The following is an 18935-nucleotide window of genomic DNA, read 5'->3' as shown; positions in this document are numbered from 1 at the left end:
GGGCGATGGAGTTCACCCGGATCTTGAGCTGCGCGAGGCCATGCGCCTTCGGCAGGATCATCCCGACGACACCGCCCTTGGGCCGGCCCCCTGTTCAAGGGCATGAGCGGGATGGTCCTTTGGTTCCAGACCGGCACCTACGTGGCGGACGCGCGACGCCAGCAGGGTCACAGCCAGCGCTGTAGCCGACCGTCCAGCCCGGGAGACGGATCGGCTCGGCCCACGCCTCGTCAGGGACCTTGTCCAACTCTCCGAGGAAGACCCGCGAACCCTCGTGCATCCAGGTCAGCTGCTGGACAGGCGCTGTCATCATCGCGTCCCGGCCACGGTGTTGGGGGTGACGAGCCGCGACACCACAGGGAGCACGATGTAGTCCCGAATCCCGATGAACGCCTCCAAGGACCTCGCGTCCAGGGCGAGCACCTCGTGCTTGTGCCCGGCGGCGTTCGCGGCACGAGCGCGCCGGTCCGGATGGCTCAGCAGGGCCCGCAGATCCCGGGCGTCGCTCTGGAGGGCGTCCCCGGCGTCCACCAGTCCCGCGCAATGCCGGCCCTTGCCCCGCGTCGTTGCCACTTTCACCGCCAGATGTTCCGTATGGGGGTCCAGCACAGCCGGTCCAGGTCTGCCTGGGTGACGGCCCTGCTGCTGTCGCTCATGAGCCGCACCTGACGAGGGTTTCACGGCGTTCCGGTGTCGAGACGGTGATTCTGCTACCAAGAACGGTGTCGGGTGCGGCGGCGAGCGCGTCGTTCACGGGCGGCCGGGCCGGGCGCCCGCCCGTGGGGCTCCGCCGATCGCGGCTGGGTCCGTCCGTGGGCCCAGCCGCCGGACGGTGGGGCCGAGTGGCAGGGGCCCGGGCGCACCACGGCTGCGGTTGCTGCGCATGTGCACCCTCGGATGTGGGTGCACATGCTCTGCGGTCCGTCTGTCGGACGGGTCAGGGCCGTGCAGCGGTGCGGTCGAACCGCGAGGTGAGGTACTGCGCGGCCAGGGCGTGCAGTTCCTGTGCCCGGGGGATGTGCGCACCCATGGTGAAGGTGCCGTGGAACAGGCCGCGGACGCGGTGCTGCTCGACCTCCACACCCGCCGCGGCGAGGGCCTGCGCGTACTGCTCGCCCTCGTCCCGCAGGGGGTCGAGTTCGACGGTGAGCACCAGCGCCGGCGCGACACCGGCCAGGGATGCCCGCACCGGGGCGGCGAGCGGGGTGACCGGGGCGCCGGCCAGGTAGATCTTCCAGAACTTCTTGCCGGCAGCGGCCGACAGGAACGGTCCGTCCGCGAACTCCTTCAACGAAGGCGTGTCCGAGCCGGGGTCGACGGCGGGGTAGACCAGCACCTGGGCGACCAGGGGGATGCCCCCGTCGCGGGCGCGCAGGGCGGTGGCGGCGGCGAGGTTGCCGCCGGCGCTCTCGCCCATGATCGCGATCCGCTCGGGGTCCCCGCCGAACTCGGCGACGTGCTCCCGGGTCCAGCGCAGGGCGGCGAGGACGTCATCGGGGGCGGCCGGGAACGGGTGCTCGGGTGCCAGCCGGTAGTCGACCGAGACGACGATGGCCCCCAGCCGGGCGGCGGTGGACCGGCACACCGGGTCGACGGCATCGACGGACCCGGCGGACCAGCCGCCGCCGTGCAGGAACACGACGACCGGCAGCGACTGCTCCTCCGACGGAATGTACAGCCGCACGTCCGGGTCGCCGATGTCCTCCACCCGCATGTCCGGTCCCGGCGGCTGCAGGTCGGCCGCCCCGTCGTAGATGGCTCGGAATTCCTCGATGGTGATCTGCTCGACCGGCTTGGCCCCGGAGTTCATCATCATCGCGATCATCAGCGCGGCGGCCGGATCCAGCCGCGCCAGGGGCGGGAGATCCATGGGCTGCCCGTCGATCGCCATGCCACCGAAGCCCGAGTGCGCGCTCTGGGCCAGCATCGCCAGGTAGAGCGGCCCGCCCGCGGTGAAGAAGTAGGCCGTGTTGGCCTTGCCCTTGATGTTCCCGCCCCGGTACCAGGATTTCTCGGCCTTGGCCCACAGGCTCAGGTCGAAGACGCCGTTGACCATGTCGATCCAGGCCTGCTCGGCCTCGGCGGTCGCCTCGACGCTGTGCGCCCCCGCGGAGAGAACCGTCTGCACCGCCCTCGCCGCGTAGTCGACCTGCTCCTCGATCACCAGCGGGGTGGGGAACTGGCCGGTCACGTTCAGCGGGCCGGCGATGTTGAAGAAGTTGGGGAAGCCGGCGGTCGAGATCCCGAGGTAGTTCCGCGGGCCGTCCACCCACGCGTCCTGGATGGTCACGCCGTCGCGGCCGGTGGTGGGAATGGCGGTGACGGCACCGGTGTAGGCGTCGAAGCCGATCGCCAGGATGATCACGTCGACCTCGTAGGACGCCTGCGTCGTCCGGAGGCCAGTCTCGGTGAGTTCCACGATCGGCGCCTCCCGTACATCGACCAGATCGACGTGCGGAAGGTTGAAGGCCTCGTAGTACCCGGTCTCCATCGGCGGCCGCTTGGTGGCGTACGGGTGGTCCCGCGGCAGGAGCAGTTCCGCCGTCGCCGGGTCCTTGACCCGGGACCGAATCTGGTCGCGGATGTAGTCGCTCACCGTCTCGTTGGCCCACTCGTCGTACATCAGGTCGACGAATGTGGCGAGCATGTGGAAGCCGCCCTTCTCCCAGTACGCCTGGTCGTACACCCGGCGCCGCTCGTCGGGGTCGACGGCCAGCGCCGGCTTCCCGGTGCTCTCGTAGGGCAGACCGGCCGGGCTCTCCCGCGCGCCGCTGCGGAGCTGCTCCCAGTTCTCGGCGTTCCAGGCGCGCTGGTTCGCGTCGTAGGGCTTGTTCCGCAACGGTGTCGCGTAGTTCGGCGTGCGCTGGAAGACCGTCAGATGGTCGACTTGGTCGGCGATGGTCTGGACGACCTGGATGCCGGACGACCCGGTGCCGATCACCGCGACCCGCTTGCCGGTGAGGTCCACCGGCTCGTGCGGCCAGTCGCTGGTCCGATAGAGCTCACCCCCGAACGTGTCGAGCCCCTTGAACTCCGGGTCCTTCGCGTGCGACAGGGGTCCAACTCCGGAGATGACGAAGCGTGCGGTGCGTGTCGTGCCGTCGTCGGTGACCACCATCCAGCGCGCGGCGGACTCGTCCCACGTCAGTGAGGTGACCCGGGTGCCGAACTGGATGGAGCGCCGCAGGTCGAGCCGGTCCGTGACCCACTCGAGGTAGGCCAGGATCTCCGGCTGGCTCGCGTACTTCTCGCTCCAGTGCCACTCACGCTGGATCTCGTCCGAGAAGGAGTAGCTGTAGTAGATCGACTCAATGTCACAGCGTGCTCCGGGATACCGGTTCCAGTACCACGTGCCGCCCACCCCTTCAGCGGCGTCGAAGGCCTGGACCCTCAGACCGAGTTGGTCACGGAATTTGTGAATCGCGTACAAGCCGGAGAATCCGGCTCCGAGGACGACGACGTCGTAGTCCATTGCGGTTCTGCCTCCTACCTGGAGTGTTTCGATTGAATGTAGGCTCGGGAAATAGCGGGAACTACGGTCAAGTGGTCAGATCGCCGTACAGTCATTGACCATATGGTGCAAAGGATGGAGCTTCATGACGGGCCGCCTGACGCGGGAAGTGCCCTGGGATCACGTTCGGGCCGTGACCGACGTGCTGCTGGCGGTGAAGGAGTCGTTCTCGCATGCGATGGCCGAGCACGTCATCGAGCTGATTCCCGAGCTGCGGCCGCCGGAGATCGCCGAGCTGACTCACGCCAGCTGTGCCGCGAACACCGCGGCGTTCCTGGACAACCTCGGCCGAGGCGTCCCCACCTCCCAGGTGACCACCACACCCGAAGTGCGGAGCTATACACGCGAGTTGGTCAAGACGGGCCTCTCGCTCGACGCGCTCCTGCGCGGTTACCGACTGGTGGCCGCCTACGTCATCGACCGGTGGGGCGACGCGGTTGCCGATCAAAAGGTGCCTGATCCAGCCGGAATCGCGGTGATCAGATACGGGACGGCCTACCAGCTCGAGTGGCTGGACGTCATGTGCGAACAGTTGGCCGAGGAGTACCGCACCGAGGCCGAGAGGCTTGCCCAACAGCGGTCCAAGGCACGACTCGACGAGCTGCACGCGGTCCTGACCGAGCCGGAGACCACGACCGAGGCCGCGAGCCGCAGACTGGGATACCGCATGCGCGGCATGCATCGGGCACTCGTTCTCCGCGACACCTCGGCGCGGCCGTCCGGCACCGTGCTCAACGCCGCGCTGCGCACGCTGACCAGCAAGCTGGGCATCACCGAACATCTGGCAGTGCGGCCGGACGGACGGACCATGTGGTGCTGGTTGCCCTGGACCACCTCGATGAGCGTGCGGCTTCCCGAGCCCTCCGAACCGGTACTGCTCGCCGCGGGGCGTCCGGCACGCGAACTGGACGGGTTCCGCCGTAGTCACCGGGACGCTGTCGAAGCGATGCGGGTGGCCATGCTTGCCGGCCGGCGGGCCGGAACGGTCACGGACTATGCCGACGTCGAACTCGCCGTGCTGTGCACCGGCTCGGAGACCGACCGTACGCGGGAGTACGTCGAGGACGAGCTGGGGCGGCTACTCGCCGATGACGAGGCGGCGCGTCGGACCCGGGAAACCCTCGTCGCCTACTACGAGGCCAACAGCAACTTCCGTGCAGCCGCTGCCCGGCTCGGCGTCCACCACAACACCGTGCGCTACCGCCTTGAACAGGCCGAACGCCTCCTCGGCCACCCCGTCAACGAACGTCGCCTGGCACTGGAGATCGCGCTGCACCTCGCCGAGACCCTGGGCATGACCGCGAGAACGGAACCGGCGGACCGATGACGGTTACCGGGCAGCCGCAGGGCGTTCGGAATTCCCGGCTCAGTGAGCTAGCGGGGCTGCTCGAAGTTCGTGGTAAAGGTTCCCGGGGCCATCGGGCACCAGACCGCCGGTGGCACTTCATAGTCGTGCCCTTCCCATGCCTCGGTGATCCGGTCCATGTCGGCGCTGTACTCGATCCAGCTTCCCCACGGATCCTGGATGTAGTGGAACATGTTGGAGCCGATCGTGTGACGGCCCAGGCCCCAGCCGACTACGTGACCCTTGTCGGCCATGGTCTGCGCCCCGACGGCGATCTGGTCGAAGTTGGTGACTTCCCAACTCGAGTGGTGAAGGCCGGTGTGCGTCGACTGGATGAACCCGAACACATGGTGGTCACCGGGTCCGGAATTCATGAACGTCGCATGGCCGGGGATACGGTCCGACAGTTTCAGACCGAGGCGCGACGTGTAGAACTGTTCCGCCTTCGCCATGTCGGGAACGAACATCAGCATGTGACTGAGACGTCGTGGAGAGGCCGGAGTGCCGGCGGTCTGCCACCGTGTCCGGTCCACCCTTTGGATGTTGTCCCCGAAGTTGAACTCCTGTTCCTCCGGGAGGGCCTTGCGCCAAGGAGCGAGCGGATCTTCTCGGAGGTTCACCAGGATGCCGTTGAGGTCCTCGAACCACAGTCCTCCCTGGTCCGCGCCGCGCGGTGCGTCGACGAGAGAGGTTCCGGTGGACTCGATATGCCTCTTCCAGTCGGCAAGGGACCCCTCCTCGATCGAGAAGGCGACATACTGCAGCTGCTTGCGGGGCCCTTCGTGGAGGACGGCCTGATCCATGTCACGGCCATCGCACCGGACCGCGAGAGCCTGGTCCCGCTCTTCGACCTGCAGGCCGAAGTTGCGGTAGAAATCATGCCCGACACCCAGCGACGGGATCTGCAGGCCGTAGCGCAGAATTCCTCGTACCCTCATTTTTCACTCCTACTTTCTTGTTCCACTTGCTTTGTCCCTCAGATTCCGACGAATCCCTTGGCCTGATCGGCTTCGGACCAGGAGTGGCAGACGACCCCCGTGAGTTGTGTCCGTTTGCAGGTGGCCGCCGGATCGCAGGGGCACACGACGATCGAGTCCTCGTTTCCGTTCAGCGTCTTGTGGCTCCAGTCCGGATCCACGAGAAGGGGGCGCCCCTGCATGATCACGTCGGCGAGTCCCTTCTCGAGCACGGCTCGGGCGTCCACGGGACTGCCCAGCCCGCCGTTCGCGAAGAGGGGGGTGCCGGTGGCGGCGGAGATGGTGCGGAAGACGTCGGCGTTGAAGACGGTCGGGTCGTTGCCGGTGAGACGAACCTGCTCGCGGATCGACTCGAACGTGGTCGGAATCGGTGCGATGAAGTCGACGCCGATCTCCTCGAGGTCGTGTGCCAACCGCGCGGCCTCCGCCGGCTGCCAGCCGCCCGGCATCATCTCGTCGCTCATCAGGTGGTACCCGACCAGCATGTCGTCGCCGACCGCGTCGACGATGTCCGCGACGACTTCCCGCGCGAGACGCGTGCGTCCCTCGAAGTCGCCCCCGTATGCGTCGGACCGCTTGTTCATGCGGGGTGCCTGGAACGAGGACAGCAGGAAGCCCTGGGCACCATGCACATGGACTCCGTCGAAACCGGCGTCACGCGCGAGTCGAGCGGCACTGACGAAGTCCTGGCGCGCCTGGTCCAGTTCTTCGTGGGTGGCCTCGGCGGGAGTCACGGTGCGGTCGGCCGTGAGAGGGAACGGAACCGCACTCGGGGCGAGTCGCCGGGCCGCCTCGTACTGTTCCCACGGACCCGCGTAGCGACCCGCGTGCACGATCTGGATGACCGCGAGGGCTCCGTGCGCATGAATCGCGCTCGCGAGTTCGGTGAGGCCGTCGAGGAACTCAGGACCGGAGATCAGGCACTGCCGGGGAAGCTGGCGCCCTGACTGGCTGATGGCGAAATTCTCGGTCATCACCATGGCGGCACCGCCGGCCGCGCGACGTGCGTAGTGCCCGATCGTCGCAGCCGTGACCTCGCCGGTGGGACTCCCGTAGGAGACCGACAGCGGTGCCTGCGCGATCCTGTTGCGCATGACGCGTTTGCCCAGGTCGAGCGGCTCGGCGAGGCGATCCTGCCCCGCGGCCGGGAAGTGGTCAGAACTCATGTCCGGTCTTTCTCGCTGGTCGTGCCGAAGACGGGCGTGGGGTCGAAGTACACCCGGTAGTCGGTGATCAGCCCGTCCGCGTCGCTGTCGTAGACGGTGGCCACCGGAATGGTCACCGGCGGCCGGCCGTCGACCCGGTAGGTGACGTCCAGCTCGATCAGCGTCGTGCGGTCGTTCCCCATCACGCTCACCACTCGATGAGAGATGCCGTCGAGCGCGCCAAGGAACGAGCGGTTCGCCTCGGCGATCGCCGCATGTCCTCGCGCAGGCTCCTGATTCCCGAAACGCTGGGTGCCGTCAAGCGCGAAATACGCGATCAGCGCGTCGATGTCGCCGCCGTCGATGGCGGCGAAGATCGCCTCGGCCTCGGCGCGTCTGCCGGCCGCTGTCCCGCTCACTGCCCGGTCCCGGCTGATGCCGCGCCGTGGGCCTTCTCGCGGGCCATCCGGATCGTCGTCCTGACGGCGTTGAGGTAGCCGGCCGCCATTTCACCGGCGAAGGCGGACTCCTCAGACCCGCCCGGCTCCATGCCCCTGACGGCGAGCCGGAAGCGGAAGGTGAGCTGCAGCTCGCCCTGCTCGTCGACCTGGAGGTCGTTGTCGATCGTGCCCATGACCTCGCCGCGGGTGCGAACGAAGTGCACCAGACGCTGGGGGTACCAGGTCACCACCTCGGTGACGGGCTTTCCGAAGTTGATGATGTCGCGAACGATCCCCCCGTCGAACTCCTCGGTCACCGTACAGGCGGTGATCTCGGGGACGTACCGCATTGGATTGCGGGCCTTGTCGATCAGGCCTTCCCACATCTGGTCGACGGTGATGTCGGGGCCAGTCCCGTCATTCACCGTCAGGGTGCGCTCGATCTCGATCATGGGATCCGCCTCTTCTTGGCGTGCGGGTGCGGGTGCGGAGCCGGGGCTCCCGAGTCATCGGTGCTCGTGTGGAAGGAGCATCGGCCGTCCGCGGTCCGGCGAGGCGAGCCCGCACAGAGATTTCATGCTGCGAAAAGTCGCCGCCCGGGACCCCTCCACAGGGGCTCCACCCGGACAGTCGGCCGTATGAAATCTCCTGCATGGTCACTCGCCCAGTACGTCACCGAAGACGATCCCCGGCCCCGGGCAGGTGTGCTGAGCGACGGCGTGATAAGGACACTGCCAGAGGGCCTGCACGGCTCGGACGTTCTGCAGCTGTTGCGGGACTGGCCGACGGCGAGCCAGGCCCTCCGACAGATCGGTCAGGAGGTGAGCATTGACGCGTTGGCCGCAATTCCCGGGGCGGAGCTCTCCGCGCCCGTGACCTATCCACCGAAGGTGCTGGGTGCCGGGGCCAACTACCTCGACCACGCGACTGAAATGGGAACGAAGCCACCCAAGGCGCACGGTCGGGCGTTCCTCTTCCTCAAGCCGCCGACCACCACCGTCATCGGACCGGAGGCGCCCGTCGTCATCCCGCACACGAGTGACCCTCGCCTCGACTGGGAGGTGGAACTCGCAGTCGTCATCGGCTCGGGCGGGCGCCACATCCCCAGTCATCAGGCCATGGAGCATGTCGCCGGATACACCGTGGCGAACGACATCTCCGCGCGCGGCGACTTCCCGAATCCGGACAGTGTCGCGCCCGTATTCCAGTTCGACTGGCTCGCACACAAGGGTCAGGACGGCTTCTGTCCGCTCGGCCCCGGCATCGTCCCGGCCTGGTCGATACCCGACCCGTACGGCCTTTCACTGGGGCTCGACGTGAACGGCGAGAGCATGCAGCGTTCCAGGACAGCCAACATGGTCATCCGGATCGAGGACCTGATCGCCGGCGCGAGCCAGTGGGTGACCTTGGAGCCGGGAGACGTGCTGTTGACCGGGACGCCCGCTGGCGTAGGCGCAGGCAGGGACCACTTCTTGCAGGCGGGCGATGTCACCCGTGCCTGGATCGACGGCATCGGTGAGCTCACGAACCGCATTGTCGAGGCGAAGTAGGAGTTCACGGCTGCCTGAGCCAATCGTCGTACGGCCCCGCGACGGGCGCCGTGCGAACCGCACCGACCGATGCGGTGCCGGCGAGTGCGAGGACGTTGTCGGCGATGATGGCCTTGCCCTCGGCGGGGACGGGTGATCCGTCCCCGCCGAGGGCAAGGCAGCGCAGCCCGCATCGCGGAAGGCGCCGCTCATGGTCGCCGCACCGGGCGGGCCGCCCGGTGCGGAGCACCCCGTGAGCGGGTCCGGATCAATGAGCTGCGGGACGGCCGACAGCCCTCCGTTGCGATGCCCCGTCGTGCGACGGCGCCCCTCTGTAAGCCGCCGAAGTATTGTCCAACAGCCACCTGACCAGGCATATGATGACAATCTCGTCGGCTGGAGAGGAGAGCGTATGTCGCGTGTCAGTGAGCCGCGGCCGGCGCCTTCCGGGGTCGCGGCGAAGAGCGTGCAGAACGTGTTGCGGCTCGTAGAGGTTCTGGCCGAGCGCAAGTCGATCAGGGTACGCGAGGCAGCGGGTCTGCTGGGAATCTCCGAACCGACGGCCTACCGGCTTCTCTCCGCCCTCCATGCGCACAACTGGGTGACCAAGGACCACAGTCACGTCTATCACTGGAGTGCGGGCTTCGGTCCGCCGTCCGCTCTTCCCCGGCCGCGCAGCGTCGAGGCGACCGTGCTTCCCTTCCTGGCGGAAATCAGCGAAGCGACGGGTCATTCCGTCAACTTCTGCATCCTCGAGGGCAACGGCGTCAGGTCTCTGGTGGGAATGGCTTCGCGTCAATGCCGCCTGCCGTTGCGCGACGGACAGCTGCTGCCGGCCCACAGCACCTCTGCGGGACATGTGCTTCTCGCCGATCTGCCCGAGCAGGAGCTGCTGGAGCTGTATCCGCTCGGTGTTCCCGGCAACCCTCGTGATCCAGGGTTCGACCTCAGAGAACTCCGGCGACGCCTCGCGCTCGTACGACGGAAGGGCTGGGCCCTCAACGATGAGGTCTCGGAGCGGGGAGTCATCGGTCTGGCGGTCCCGATTCGGGACCCCGGACAGGGGCGAGCAGTGGGGACCCTCGCCTTGATCGCATCCGCCCTGCAGGCAACACGGGATGACATACGCCAGTTCTTGCCTCTGCTCCTGGACACCGCCGCACATGTCTCAAGCCGGCTCTGACGGTGAGGGGGTGACGCCGCCCGCAGGTCGCGGCCACCGCGCTGGCCGACAGCGCGGTGGCCGCCGTGCCGCCATCCGGAACCGATCCTGCTGCCCGAGAAGTCGGTCTCGTGACCACGAGCGACGTGCGAACCCGGCAATTGCCCGGCGGCGAGAAGAGCGACCGATGCTCCGGTGGCCTGACGAGCGAGGCGTGGCTTGGCGGCGGTCTCTTCGCGAGCGGCCTCGTGGGCGGGTTCACAAGGTTTGACGGGCAAGCTGTGACCGGGTCGTGCGCTACGGAACGACTCGCTTCACGGATTCTGGTGTGCGGAACGCAGCGTCTCCCCGGGTGGGAACGCCCTCGGCGCCGCGGCCGCTTAGTGCCGTCGCTAGGGCATGAGGTCGTGCTCGATGTCCGCGGCCGTCGATCTCAGGAGGGCGGCCAGGCGCGGCAACGCGTGACACCTCACTCGCCGGCCGATCCGAGAATCACCCTGAAAGTTGAGCTGCGGCCCGGCACGGGCCGGATTGCTGCCAGGCTCGGCGCTCGTGATCCGGCATGCCCCGAAAAGCATCGGTGACCAGCCGGCGGCAGCGCCTTGCCGAGCGTCGGCGGAGATGCCCGGCTGGATCGGACGGCGGGTGCGCGGGTGACCTTGTAGTCGGGGCTTCGAGTTTGTGAATCGCCGTCGGCATCCTCCAGATCCATCCCCGCACCCCCAGCCTGACCGCGATGACCGCGGCAGCCTGGGCTACGTCTCCGACGGTCGGTTCATCCTCGAGGGTCAAAGCCATGGCGTCATAGCCGCACAGGCGGACGACCGGCTCTGCGGAGCCGGTTCTAGCCGAGCGGCACTCGCTCAGGCGCCGGCCCGGGTGGTGAACCCGCAGCCGATGGCAGCACGCGTCAGTTGGCCAGCCAGCCGCCGTCGACAGGCAGGACGACTCCGTTCACGAAACTGGCCTCGGGTGAGCACAGCCACGTCACGGCGGCGCCGACCTCACCGCTCCGCCCGAACCGCTTCTGCGCGGTGCGCTCGACGGTGGTCCGTATGACGTCGGCGGGCATCGCCGCGGTCATCTCCGTGGCGATCGGGCCGGGTGCGACTGCGTTGACGCGCAGGCCCCGGTCGGCGAACTCGTGCGCCACGCTCCGGGTCAGGCCGACGACTCCGTGCTTGCTGGCGGCGTACGCGGCCTTGCCCGCACGGCCGACCTGCCCCCAGATCGAGGCGGTGTTGACGATGCAACCACCGGTCTTGAGCAACTCGGGAATCTCGTACCGCATGCACAGGAAGGTGCCGGTGAGGTTGACCCCGATCACCCGCTGCCAGTCCTCCGGTGCCAGGTCGGCGGTGCGCCCGGTCGAGGAGACCCCGGTGTTGTTGAACGCGAAGCGGCGCGCAGTTGGACAACGAGCATCGGAATCGTGATGACCAGCGTCACCAGGGTCGCGGCAATTCGGGTTCCCTGCGCCGTGGTGCGCTGGGCGAAGAGGTCGCCCAGCGTGTAGCGGCCGTTGTCGCGTATCGCCTGGGCGAAGAACAGTGCGACACCCAGCGCCAGCAAGGTGTCCACGGCGAACGTCACACCGTCGTAGCCGTACAGGGCGATGGTCCCCGAGGCCCCCAGCAGGAAGACCGAGATGTGCTCGCCGGCCATGGCGAAGCCGTTGAACACCGGGGACAGGGAGCGGTCGGCGACGTAGAGCTTCTCAGGGGTGTCTTCCTCCGCCGCGGCCAGCATGAAGATCCACAGCAGCGCCAGGCCGATGAAGACCAGGAAGGCGATGATGACGGAGCGCCTGACGCCCGGACCCGCGGGGTTGAGTACGCCCGAGCTCAAGATGTCGAAGGTCACCGCTTCACCTCCAGGAGGCGTCGTACCACCAGGCGGTGGCGACGAAGAGGCAGCACTGCAGGACGTTCCACAGCAGGCCCAGCGTCAGCGGCCCGAGCACGGGCACCGCGGGAACCTCGGTGAAGCAGGACAGCAGGATGCCGGCGGCGAGGGGGACGGTGTTGACGAGGAGGAGGACTCGCCCGGCGTGATCGGTGGCTTCGCGGTGGCTTTCACGGTGCTCCGACCGCTCAGCGTCGTGCGAATGGTCTGGCTTCGGCCAGGGACCGGGTGGAGTCGGGTGGGCATAGCGGTCCACGAAAAACCTCCGGACAGTGAGGGTTGGTGACCGAGCGCGCAGGGCTCCGGCTCAGGGCACGAGGTACCGACCGACGGCCGAAGTGGCGTACTCCGGCACATGAGGGGCGGGGGAAGGGATACAAGCGGCGGGCCAGGCACGGATCTACGGGCCCTGGCGGGTGCTCGCGACGGCGTGCGCCTGCCAGAGCCGCTGCCGTCGAGTTGCCGTTCAGGTGACGGGAGAATCACTGATCGTGTTCCGTCTGTCAAACCGCGCTGATGATGGCCACCGGCCTGTTGGGACCAGGCGGCGTGGGCCGCCAGAAGGGGGCAGTGATGAGCCGCGCAGCACCGCCCGTCCTCGCGCTGCACGAAGTGACGTTCACTTAACTCGGCGGCGTCGTCGCCGCCGCGCGCGACCTGTCGCTGGAAGTACCGGAAGGCACAACGATCGTGCTGCTCGGGGCGAACGGCGCTGGCAAGACGAGTACCGTCCTGAGCGATCACGAACCTGGTCGGCCACCCACGGAGGCCGCTCGACCGGCCGGATCGAGCTCGACGGCACGCGCGTCGACGGGCTCTCCCCGTCGCGGCTGCCGGCGCTGGGCGTGGCCCACGTCATGGAGAACCGTCGGGTGTTCGCCGGGCTCAGCGTGGAGGAGAACCTGCTCGCCGGCGGGCATACGCTCAAGGGGCGCAAGGATCGACTCGCTGCGCCGGGCGAGGTCCTGGAGGTCTTTCCGCGCCTGGCGGAACGGCGCCGCCAGAAGGCCGGATACCTGTCGGGCGGCGAGCAGCAGATGCTCGCGATCGGACGTGCCCTGATGCAGTCGCCGCGCCTGATGTTGCACGAGCCCTCGCTCGGGCTCGCGCAGTGGGGGACCTGCATTCTGCTCATCGAGCAGAACACCTCCCTGGCCCTGGAGATCGCGTCCCACGGCTATGTGCTGGAGCAGGGCAGGGTCGCCGCCGAGGGCACCGCGGAGCAGCTCCACGGCGACCCCGACCTGCGGGACGGCGGGGCCATCTGGCAGCCACGTCATGCGTATGGCGCTCTGCTCGGCTGCTCGATGACAGTGCGTCCCCGCTATCCCGCCTTCTTCACGTCCGACCGGAGCTCACGTGTGGCCGCGAGCGTCGTCTCCACGGCGTCGATGTAGCCGACCCGGACGGCCTCGAAATAGGCACGCTCCTGCTCACCGTCGGGCTCGAGATCGTCGCGCGTGAGCTCGACCCTGAACCGGAGCACCAGGCCGTCGTCCGTGTCGTGGATCTCGTTGGTGATGTAACCAGTCGAGTTGCCTTCGACCCGGTCGAACCGCACCACATTCAGGGGTGTGAAGGTAACCCGCTCGATGTGACGCTCGCCCCCGCCGGTGATCTCACGAAGCAGCCAGTTGTCGCCCTCCTCAAGGACCTCGCAGGTCTCGATCGCCTTGACGAACCTGGGCGCGTTCCGGGCCTTTATCTCGAGCCCGCCCCAGACGTCCTCTCGCGAGAGGTAAGCCTGACCGGGTTTGTTCACGACAACATCATGAACGATCGTGGCCATCTCAGGTAGCCTGCTTTCTTCCTGTCGTGGAGCCGAATTGGCAGGTGCGGGTTGCGCGGCGAGGCGGATCGTTTCGACGTTTTATTACTCATTCTCGAACCGTTGCATTGCCGCTAACGAGGTGTTTCCGGTTGGTTGCGCCAGACACCTGGTGCGGAGGACGGTACTGCCAGTAATGCGCGACAACAATGACCTGTTCGGTTCCCTGTGATCGCCGTGAGTTATCAAGGCTGTTGATATCCCAGGGTCATCACAGGGGGTCGGACAGATATTGGAGGTGGTGGTCTGTCCGACCCTAGTCTGGATCTTCGGCTCTGAAAGCAACTCGAAAGGGAGGGCTCCGCATGAGCGGCGCGTTCACGACGACCCCGGGCATGCTCCTTCAGGTACGCGACCCCGGCGAAGGCGCACCCTTCGTGGTCGTCGCCGACGGGGCCGGGAAGTACCGGCACCTCCCGCACGAGCTGCGGAACAAGCCGATGATGGATCTGCTCACGGAGTGGGAGACCGTTGATGCGGTGCTGGCCGCCTCCGAACAGGACCAACTTGAGCCGGTCTCGGATTTCGAGGTGATCGCGCCGATCACCTATCCCCGGGCCGTGCTGTGCGCGGGAGCCAATTACGTCGACCACTTCGAAGAGATGGGGATCGAGCGGCCCGCGGTGGCCCCGCCGCCCTTCTTCTTCCTCAAGCCGCCGGTGACAACGGTCGTCGGTCCCGACGCCGCGGTTGCCCTGCCCGCTGGCGACAACCCCCGGTTCGACTACGAGGCGGAGTTGGCCGTGGTCATCGGGCGCACCACCCGGCGGGTTGCCCCTGATGAGGCGCTTGATCATGTCGCTGGTTACACGATCGCCAACGATCTGTCCGCACGTGGACGGTTCGTACGGGAGGACGCGATCGGGGCTCCGTTCGCCTTCGACTGGCTGGGGCACAAGTCCCAGGACGGCTCCTGCCCACTCGGTCCTGGGCTGGTGCCGGCGAGGCTGGTCGGTGATCCGTCGGCACTCGCCATCCGGACGGAGGTCAACGGTGCCGTCAAGCAGGACAACACGACCGCCGCGATGTACGTGCCGCTTCAGGACCTCATCTCGTACGCGTCGCACACGATGACCCTCAACCCGGGTGACGTGATACTGACAGGCACGCCGGCCGGCGTGGGAGCGCCTCGGGGGGAGTTCCTCGAAGCCGGCGACGTCGTGAGTATCACCATCGAGGGCCTTGGAACGCTCGTCACTCCCATCGGCCCTCCAGACGTTCGATGACGTGACGCTCGCCGCTGGACCGAGGAGGGCCTGACAGCCCTCCTCGGAAGTCTTTTCGCTGCACGCGCGCGGGGTTCGACGCCCTTCCCGGGCGGAGCCCACAACCGCCGCAGACCGGTCGTTGCGTACGTCGCCGCCAACAGCGAGACAATGGTCGGCCGGTCCACTCCACCGGCTGCGACCTTCGCCGAGCCCATGCCATTCCGGCATGTGTTGCGGCGGCCCGCCAGGGCAGTCGTCGGCGCTCGGACCAGGACCGTGCGACACGCCGAGCCCGCCGCCAGGATGCTCACCAGCTGGCGCGTCAGCGCGCAAAGGGTACCGCCGCCCGCCCACAGCGCCGGTACCCAGGACGACAAGTGCCTGCGGCTGCACGGCGGGTGGGCATGGCGGCGGTACCCGAAGCAGATGAGGTTCTGAAGCGCACTACGCGCGCTTCCTCAGGAGGGCACGTAGTTGAGGAGCGCCACGCGACCGACACCGTTGCCGGCCTCCATGTAGGCGTGTGCCGTGCCGGCGTCTTCCAGCGGGAAGGTGCGATCGACCACGCTGCGGAATCCGGCCTCGACCTCGCCCCAGAGGCGCGGTGCTGCCTCCTTGTGGCCGGTGAGGACGCCGATCACTCGGTGGCCCCAGCGGTAGAGGCGCCTCAGATCGATGTCGACCCGCGGGCTGAGGAAGGCGCCGGAGCTGACGATCGCGCCGCCCGGTGCCAGCGCCGCCATGCCCTGCTCCCAGAGATCCCGGTCACCCAGGTTGTCGATGACGATGTCGGCCCCCTCTCCGTCGAAGACACCCCGCAGTTCATCGGCGAGTGTCTTCGATCCGGAGTCGAGGACCGTTTCGAAGCCGAGCGCGGCGAGCCGCTCTCGCTTGCTGGTGTCCCTCGACGTGACGACGACTCGAGCACCCAGATGCTTGGCGAGCAGCGCCGTGGTCGAGCCGAGCGCCGAGGACGCGCCCTGGACGACGACTCGCTGGCCACGCTCGTATCCGGCTCGTTCGAGCTGGGTGAGTCCGACGACTCCCGCGAGGGCGACGGCGACCGCGTCGGCAGGGGACATTCCGGCGGGCACGGGGAAAGCGTTGGAGGCGGGCACGGCTATGTGGTCCTTGTAGGCCCCGGGCAGGGTGATGCCCAGCATCCCCGATGCCGGCGACAGTTCCGGGTATCTGGGTCGGACCACCGGGTCGTCATAGCTGATGATCGGGAAGACCGCGACATGGTCGCCGATCTTGTGCTGCGTGACGTCTGAACCGACGGCGACCACGACGCCGGCGTGCTCGGCGCCGAGCACGTGCGGCAACGGGAAATCCCGGTACGGGCCGCGCCCGGAGCGGGCGAGGAGATCGAGTGTTCGGCCGACGCTCACGGCGGCCACGCGGATGAGCACGTCTGCCGGACCAGGGGTCGGTGTCGGCACCGACCCCACGTAGAGCACCTCCGGCCCGCCGTGCTCTTTGAAGAGCACAGCTCGCGTGGTGTCACCGGGCGGCTCGGGTTGCGGCCAGATGTCGACGGTCGCGGCGCTGATGGTTGTCATGTCTTCTCTTCATTCTTTCTGATCTGCCGGGCCCGAGGCCATCAACGCGGACAGCACTTCGACTTACGGTGCGTAGACAGGCGCCAGGTCGAAGTACACGCGGTACGAGGTGATCTTGCCCGCGTCGTTATAGGAAATGATCGTGACGGTGGGCAGCGTGACCTGCCGGCCGTCGAGCCGGTCGTAGGTGACAGATGCCTCGATGACCACGTCGGTCTCGTCCGACCAGGTCTTGAGGATCGTGTGTCTGAGGCCGGCGATGGTCTGGTGGAAGGCGGCCAGGTTTTCGCCGATCTGGGCCCGGCCGATCTTCGACTCTTCGTTGCCGAACGTGGTGGAGACGTCCTCGGCGAACATGCTCAAGATGGTCGGCACGTCCTGGGATTCGATCGCGGCGAAGACCTCGGCGATGTGATCCGTGTTCACGTTGCTCATCGGGGGCTCCCGTCGTCGTCTCAGAAGCAGAAGGTCGAGCAGGGCGGCCGCTGCCGAGCCCACTCCTCATGGATCTCGTGGGCCGCGGTGTATCAGGCCGGTGAAGGCGACGTTCTTCACGCCGGGATGCGCGGCCGGCTACCGGCCGATCTCGACGCCGACTGTGCCGATGTTGAGCACGCCGGTCGGCAGCCCGGCAGGTTTCGCCGCGGTCGCCGACCCGAGTGCGGTGAGCGTTGTCTCGGGTGAGGGCCTGAGCACCACCGCGCAGCCCGACGCGAGCGCCGACGCGACCTCGCACGGCTGGTCCGGGCAAGTCCGGCGCAATAAGCGCACCAGCCGGACCGGGCCCCCGCCTTCGGAGGCCTGGACCAGGCCGATCGGCATACGGTTCTGCACGGTGGTGAGCGCGGCACGCTCGGCGCGGATCTTGCCCAGCTCCTCGGCGAGCCCCTCCAGGAGGATGGCGCGCTCTTCCGGGCCGATACCGGCCCACTCCGGTGAGCACAGGGCACGCCGCGCGGCGGCGACCCCGCGACGTCCGCATCCGAGAGATCGGCCGACGGTGCCGTCCGACGCGAACCGCTCCCCGCTCGTCGGTGAGATGACGGGGACCGTCCGGCTGCTCGATGGCTCGCGCCACCCCCCATCGGCTAAAAGGGGGTCGTCCGCGTGCATCGATGCGCGCGGACCGGTCAGGACCGAGGCGCTTCTTCGAAGTTGATGTGGAACGTCTCGGGGGGCATCATGGCGCACCACACGGCCGGGGGAACGTCGGTGCCGCTCGGTTCCCAGTTCTCGCCGATCTTGTCGATGTCGCTGAAGTACTCGATCCAGCTGCCCCAGGGGTCGCGGATGTAGGTGAACAGGTTGGAGCCCAGGCTGTGGCGGCCCAGGCCCCAGGCCTCGCTGTACCCGCGCTGCGACATGGTCTGCGCGCCGATCGCGATCTCGTCGATGTTGGCGACCTCCCAGCTGGTGTGGTGCAGGCCGGGGTGGGTGCTCTGGATGAACCCGAAGATGTGGTGGTCGCCGGGGGCGGAGTGCATGAACGTCGCCCCTCCGGGGATCTTGTCCGACAGCCGCATGCCGATCGTGCGGGTGTAGAACTGCTCGGACTTCTCGTTGTCGCTCGAGAACAGCAGCAGGTGTCCCATGCGGCGCGGCCTGGTGCGGGAGTTAATCAGCGTCTGCCAGGCAGCCTGGTCCACGCGGGGGGCGACGTCACCCCAGTTGTAGGTCTGCTCGCCGAAGGAACGCCACTGGGCCAGGGGCTCCTCGCGCAGGTTGATGTGGTTGCCGTCGGGGTCACGGAACCACAGGCCGCCCTCCCGGCCGCCGGCCGGCGCGTCCAGCAGCTTCAGGCCCAGCCCTTCGAGGTGGCGGGTCCACTCGTCCGTCGACCCGTTCTCGATGCCGAATGCCACGTGCCCGATGGCCTTCTTCGGGCCCTCGCTGATCAGGGCCTGGTCCTGGTCCCGTCCGTCGCACCGGACGACGAGCCGACCGTCGTCCTCTCCGGTTTCGAGGCCGAAGTCGCCGTAGAACTTCTCGCCCTGTGAGAGGTCGGGCACCTGCATACCGAAATGCAGCAGGCCTGTGACTCGTAGTGTCATGTGCTGGCTCCCGCGTGTGTCGTGCACGGTGTTCTTGTATACGGACTCGGCCTTGGCGAAGTAGGAGCACTCTCCTGTCCATCCGGCTCGAGCTCGGTCGGGTCCGCTTTGATGCAAAAGATGCATTGGCGGATAGAGTTCCTTGGCCGGTCAAATGGACCCGGTGCTGGCCCACGTTAGAGACAGGCGCAACGAACGTTCCAATACCTGTTCGGGGCTCTGTGATAAGCGAGAACTATCAGTCCGTTGATACCTGCGAGTTATCACAGCTG

19 protein-coding genes are annotated in these 18935 nt (G+C 67.6%); 5 read left to right on the top strand and 14 right to left on the bottom strand.

Annotated features, from left to right (window positions below; all coding sequences use genetic code 11):
• Positions 1-309: 309 nt before the first annotated feature.
• Positions 310-579 (bottom strand): hypothetical protein, encoded by a 270-nt coding sequence (locus tag ACGFW6_RS20280; protein WP_393511395.1) that lies wholly within the window; start codon positions 577-579, stop codon positions 310-312.
• A gap of 358 nt (positions 580-937) precedes the next feature.
• Entirely contained in the window at positions 938-3472 is a 2535-nt protein-coding gene (locus ACGFW6_RS20275; protein ID WP_393511392.1) for an alpha/beta hydrolase fold domain-containing protein, read from the bottom strand.
• 172 nt (positions 3473-3644) lie between these two features.
• Here ACGFW6_RS20275 and ACGFW6_RS20270 point away from each other — a divergent pair, with 172 nt between their 5' ends.
• Positions 3645-4838 carry a PucR family transcriptional regulator gene (locus ACGFW6_RS20270; RefSeq protein ID WP_393511389.1) on the top strand — a complete coding sequence of 398 codons (1194 nt, stop codon included), beginning with the start codon at positions 3645-3647 and terminating at the stop codon, positions 4836-4838.
• Positions 4839-4885: 47 nt separating this feature from the next.
• On the opposite strand, the gene ACGFW6_RS20265 is transcribed toward ACGFW6_RS20270, so the two are convergent.
• Genes ACGFW6_RS20265 through ACGFW6_RS20250 form a run of 4 tightly spaced genes read right to left on the bottom strand, consistent with a single transcriptional unit; the run spans position 4886 to position 7870 of the window.
• Positions 4886-5794 (bottom strand): VOC family protein, encoded by a 909-nt coding sequence (locus ACGFW6_RS20265; RefSeq protein ID WP_393511386.1) that lies wholly within the window; start codon positions 5792-5794, stop codon positions 4886-4888.
• A 38-nt stretch (positions 5795-5832) separates the two neighbouring features.
• On the bottom strand, positions 5833-6999 hold the full coding sequence (locus tag ACGFW6_RS20260) for an NADH:flavin oxidoreductase (RefSeq protein WP_393511383.1): 1167 nt from the start codon (positions 6997-6999) through the stop codon (positions 5833-5835).
• Complete coding sequence (locus tag ACGFW6_RS20255; RefSeq protein WP_393511380.1) at positions 6996-7397, bottom strand: nuclear transport factor 2 family protein; 402 nt, start codon at positions 7395-7397, stop codon at positions 6996-6998. The genes ACGFW6_RS20260 and ACGFW6_RS20255 overlap by 4 nt, the downstream gene beginning before the upstream one ends.
• Positions 7394-7870, bottom strand: a complete 477-nt coding sequence (locus ACGFW6_RS20250) for an SRPBCC family protein (RefSeq protein WP_393511377.1) — start codon at positions 7868-7870, stop codon at positions 7394-7396. The genes ACGFW6_RS20255 and ACGFW6_RS20250 overlap by 4 nt, the downstream gene beginning before the upstream one ends.
• Positions 7871-8056: 186 nt before the next feature.
• On the opposite strand from ACGFW6_RS20250, the gene ACGFW6_RS20245 reads away from it, so the two are divergent.
• Together ACGFW6_RS20245 and ACGFW6_RS20240 are read left to right on the top strand one after the other, a co-directional pair.
• The gene (locus tag ACGFW6_RS20245; RefSeq protein ID WP_393511374.1) at positions 8057-8968 is read left to right on the top strand and encodes a fumarylacetoacetate hydrolase family protein; all 912 of its coding nucleotides are present in this window, start codon (positions 8057-8059) and stop codon (positions 8966-8968) included.
• A gap of 391 nt (positions 8969-9359) precedes the next feature.
• Positions 9360-10130 carry an IclR family transcriptional regulator gene (locus ACGFW6_RS20240; protein ID WP_393511371.1) on the top strand — a complete coding sequence of 257 codons (771 nt, stop codon included), beginning with the start codon at positions 9360-9362 and terminating at the stop codon, positions 10128-10130.
• Positions 10131-11019: 889 nt separating this feature from the next.
• Here the strand turns inward: ACGFW6_RS20240 and ACGFW6_RS20235 are convergent.
• The 3 genes from ACGFW6_RS20235 to ACGFW6_RS20225 are packed head-to-tail and all read right to left on the bottom strand — an operon-like array spanning position 11020 to position 12270.
• On the bottom strand, positions 11020-11460 hold the full coding sequence (locus tag ACGFW6_RS20235) for an SDR family NAD(P)-dependent oxidoreductase (RefSeq protein ID WP_393511934.1): 441 nt from the start codon (positions 11458-11460) through the stop codon (positions 11020-11022).
• Positions 11433-11972, bottom strand: coding sequence for a hypothetical protein (locus ACGFW6_RS20230; RefSeq protein WP_393511368.1), 540 nt, complete (start codon positions 11970-11972; stop codon positions 11433-11435). The genes ACGFW6_RS20235 and ACGFW6_RS20230 overlap by 28 nt, the downstream gene beginning before the upstream one ends.
• Positions 11973-11976: 4 nt before the next feature.
• On the bottom strand, positions 11977-12270 hold the full coding sequence (locus tag ACGFW6_RS20225; protein WP_393511365.1) for a hypothetical protein: 294 nt from the start codon (positions 12268-12270) through the stop codon (positions 11977-11979).
• A gap of 160 nt (positions 12271-12430) precedes the next feature.
• Between ACGFW6_RS20225 and ACGFW6_RS20220 the strand changes: the two genes are divergently transcribed.
• Complete coding sequence (locus ACGFW6_RS20220) at positions 12431-13411, top strand: ABC transporter ATP-binding protein (RefSeq protein WP_393511362.1); 981 nt, start codon at positions 12431-12433, stop codon at positions 13409-13411.
• Here ACGFW6_RS20220 and ACGFW6_RS20215 read toward each other — a convergent pair.
• Positions 13339-13803, bottom strand: a complete 465-nt coding sequence (locus ACGFW6_RS20215; RefSeq protein WP_393511359.1) for an SRPBCC family protein — start codon at positions 13801-13803, stop codon at positions 13339-13341. The genes ACGFW6_RS20220 and ACGFW6_RS20215 overlap by 73 nt on opposite strands.
• Positions 13804-14219: 416 nt before the next feature.
• Between ACGFW6_RS20215 and ACGFW6_RS20210 the strand changes: the two genes are divergently transcribed.
• Positions 14220-15068, top strand: coding sequence for a fumarylacetoacetate hydrolase family protein (locus tag ACGFW6_RS20210; protein WP_393511356.1), 849 nt, complete (start codon positions 14220-14222; stop codon positions 15066-15068).
• A gap of 440 nt (positions 15069-15508) precedes the next feature.
• Here ACGFW6_RS20210 and ACGFW6_RS20205 read toward each other — a convergent pair whose 3' ends face one another.
• From ACGFW6_RS20205 to ACGFW6_RS20190, 4 genes are all read right to left on the bottom strand, one after another.
• Entirely contained in the window at positions 15509-16612 is a 1104-nt protein-coding gene (locus tag ACGFW6_RS20205) for a zinc-binding alcohol dehydrogenase family protein (protein WP_393511353.1), read from the bottom strand.
• 63 nt (positions 16613-16675) lie between these two features.
• Positions 16676-17047, bottom strand: coding sequence for a nuclear transport factor 2 family protein (locus ACGFW6_RS20200; RefSeq protein ID WP_393511350.1), 372 nt, complete (start codon positions 17045-17047; stop codon positions 16676-16678).
• A 138-nt stretch (positions 17048-17185) separates the two neighbouring features.
• Positions 17186-17725 (bottom strand): aldehyde dehydrogenase family protein, encoded by a 540-nt coding sequence (locus ACGFW6_RS20195; RefSeq protein ID WP_393511347.1) that lies wholly within the window; start codon positions 17723-17725, stop codon positions 17186-17188.
• 17 nt (positions 17726-17742) lie between these two features.
• Positions 17743-18663 (bottom strand): VOC family protein, encoded by a 921-nt coding sequence (locus tag ACGFW6_RS20190; RefSeq protein WP_393511344.1) that lies wholly within the window; start codon positions 18661-18663, stop codon positions 17743-17745.
• Positions 18664-18935: the final 272 nt, after the last annotated feature.

The sequence above is a fragment of the Streptomyces sp. Y7 genome (genome assembly GCF_043195415.1).
Classification (GTDB): Bacteria; Actinomycetota; Actinomycetes; order Streptomycetales; family Streptomycetaceae; genus Streptomyces.
The sequence above is the reverse complement of the archived record's forward strand: the minus strand, read 5'-3'. Positions and strand labels throughout refer to the sequence as shown.

Bases quoted from the DNA above. Each gene is read 5' to 3' on its own strand.
- ACGFW6_RS20275 (WP_393511392.1), bottom strand. From the start codon at position 3,472: ATGGACTACGACGTCGTCGTCCTCGGAGCCGGATTCTCCGGCTTGTAC.
- ACGFW6_RS20265 (WP_393511386.1), bottom strand. From the start codon at position 5,794: ATGAGGGTACGAGGAATTCTGCGCTACGGCCTGCAGATCCCGTCGCTG.
- ACGFW6_RS20260 (WP_393511383.1), bottom strand. From the start codon at position 6,999: ATGAGTTCTGACCACTTCCCGGCCGCGGGGCAGGATCGCCTCGCCGAG.
- ACGFW6_RS20250 (WP_393511377.1), bottom strand. From the start codon at position 7,870: ATGATCGAGATCGAGCGCACCCTGACGGTGAATGACGGGACTGGCCCC.
- ACGFW6_RS20245 (WP_393511374.1), top strand. From the start codon at position 8,057: ATGAAATCTCCTGCATGGTCACTCGCCCAGTACGTCACCGAAGACGAT.
- ACGFW6_RS20240 (WP_393511371.1), top strand. From the start codon at position 9,360: ATGTCGCGTGTCAGTGAGCCGCGGCCGGCGCCTTCCGGGGTCGCGGCG.
- ACGFW6_RS20215 (WP_393511359.1), bottom strand. From the start codon at position 13,803: ATGGCCACGATCGTTCATGATGTTGTCGTGAACAAACCCGGTCAGGCT.
- ACGFW6_RS20205 (WP_393511353.1), bottom strand. From the start codon at position 16,612: ATGACAACCATCAGCGCCGCGACCGTCGACATCTGGCCGCAACCCGAG.
- ACGFW6_RS20200 (WP_393511350.1), bottom strand. From the start codon at position 17,047: ATGAGCAACGTGAACACGGATCACATCGCCGAGGTCTTCGCCGCGATC.
- ACGFW6_RS20195 (WP_393511347.1), bottom strand. From the start codon at position 17,725: ATGCACGCGGACGACCCCCTTTTAGCCGATGGGGGGTGGCGCGAGCCA.
- ACGFW6_RS20190 (WP_393511344.1), bottom strand. From the start codon at position 18,663: ATGACACTACGAGTCACAGGCCTGCTGCATTTCGGTATGCAGGTGCCC.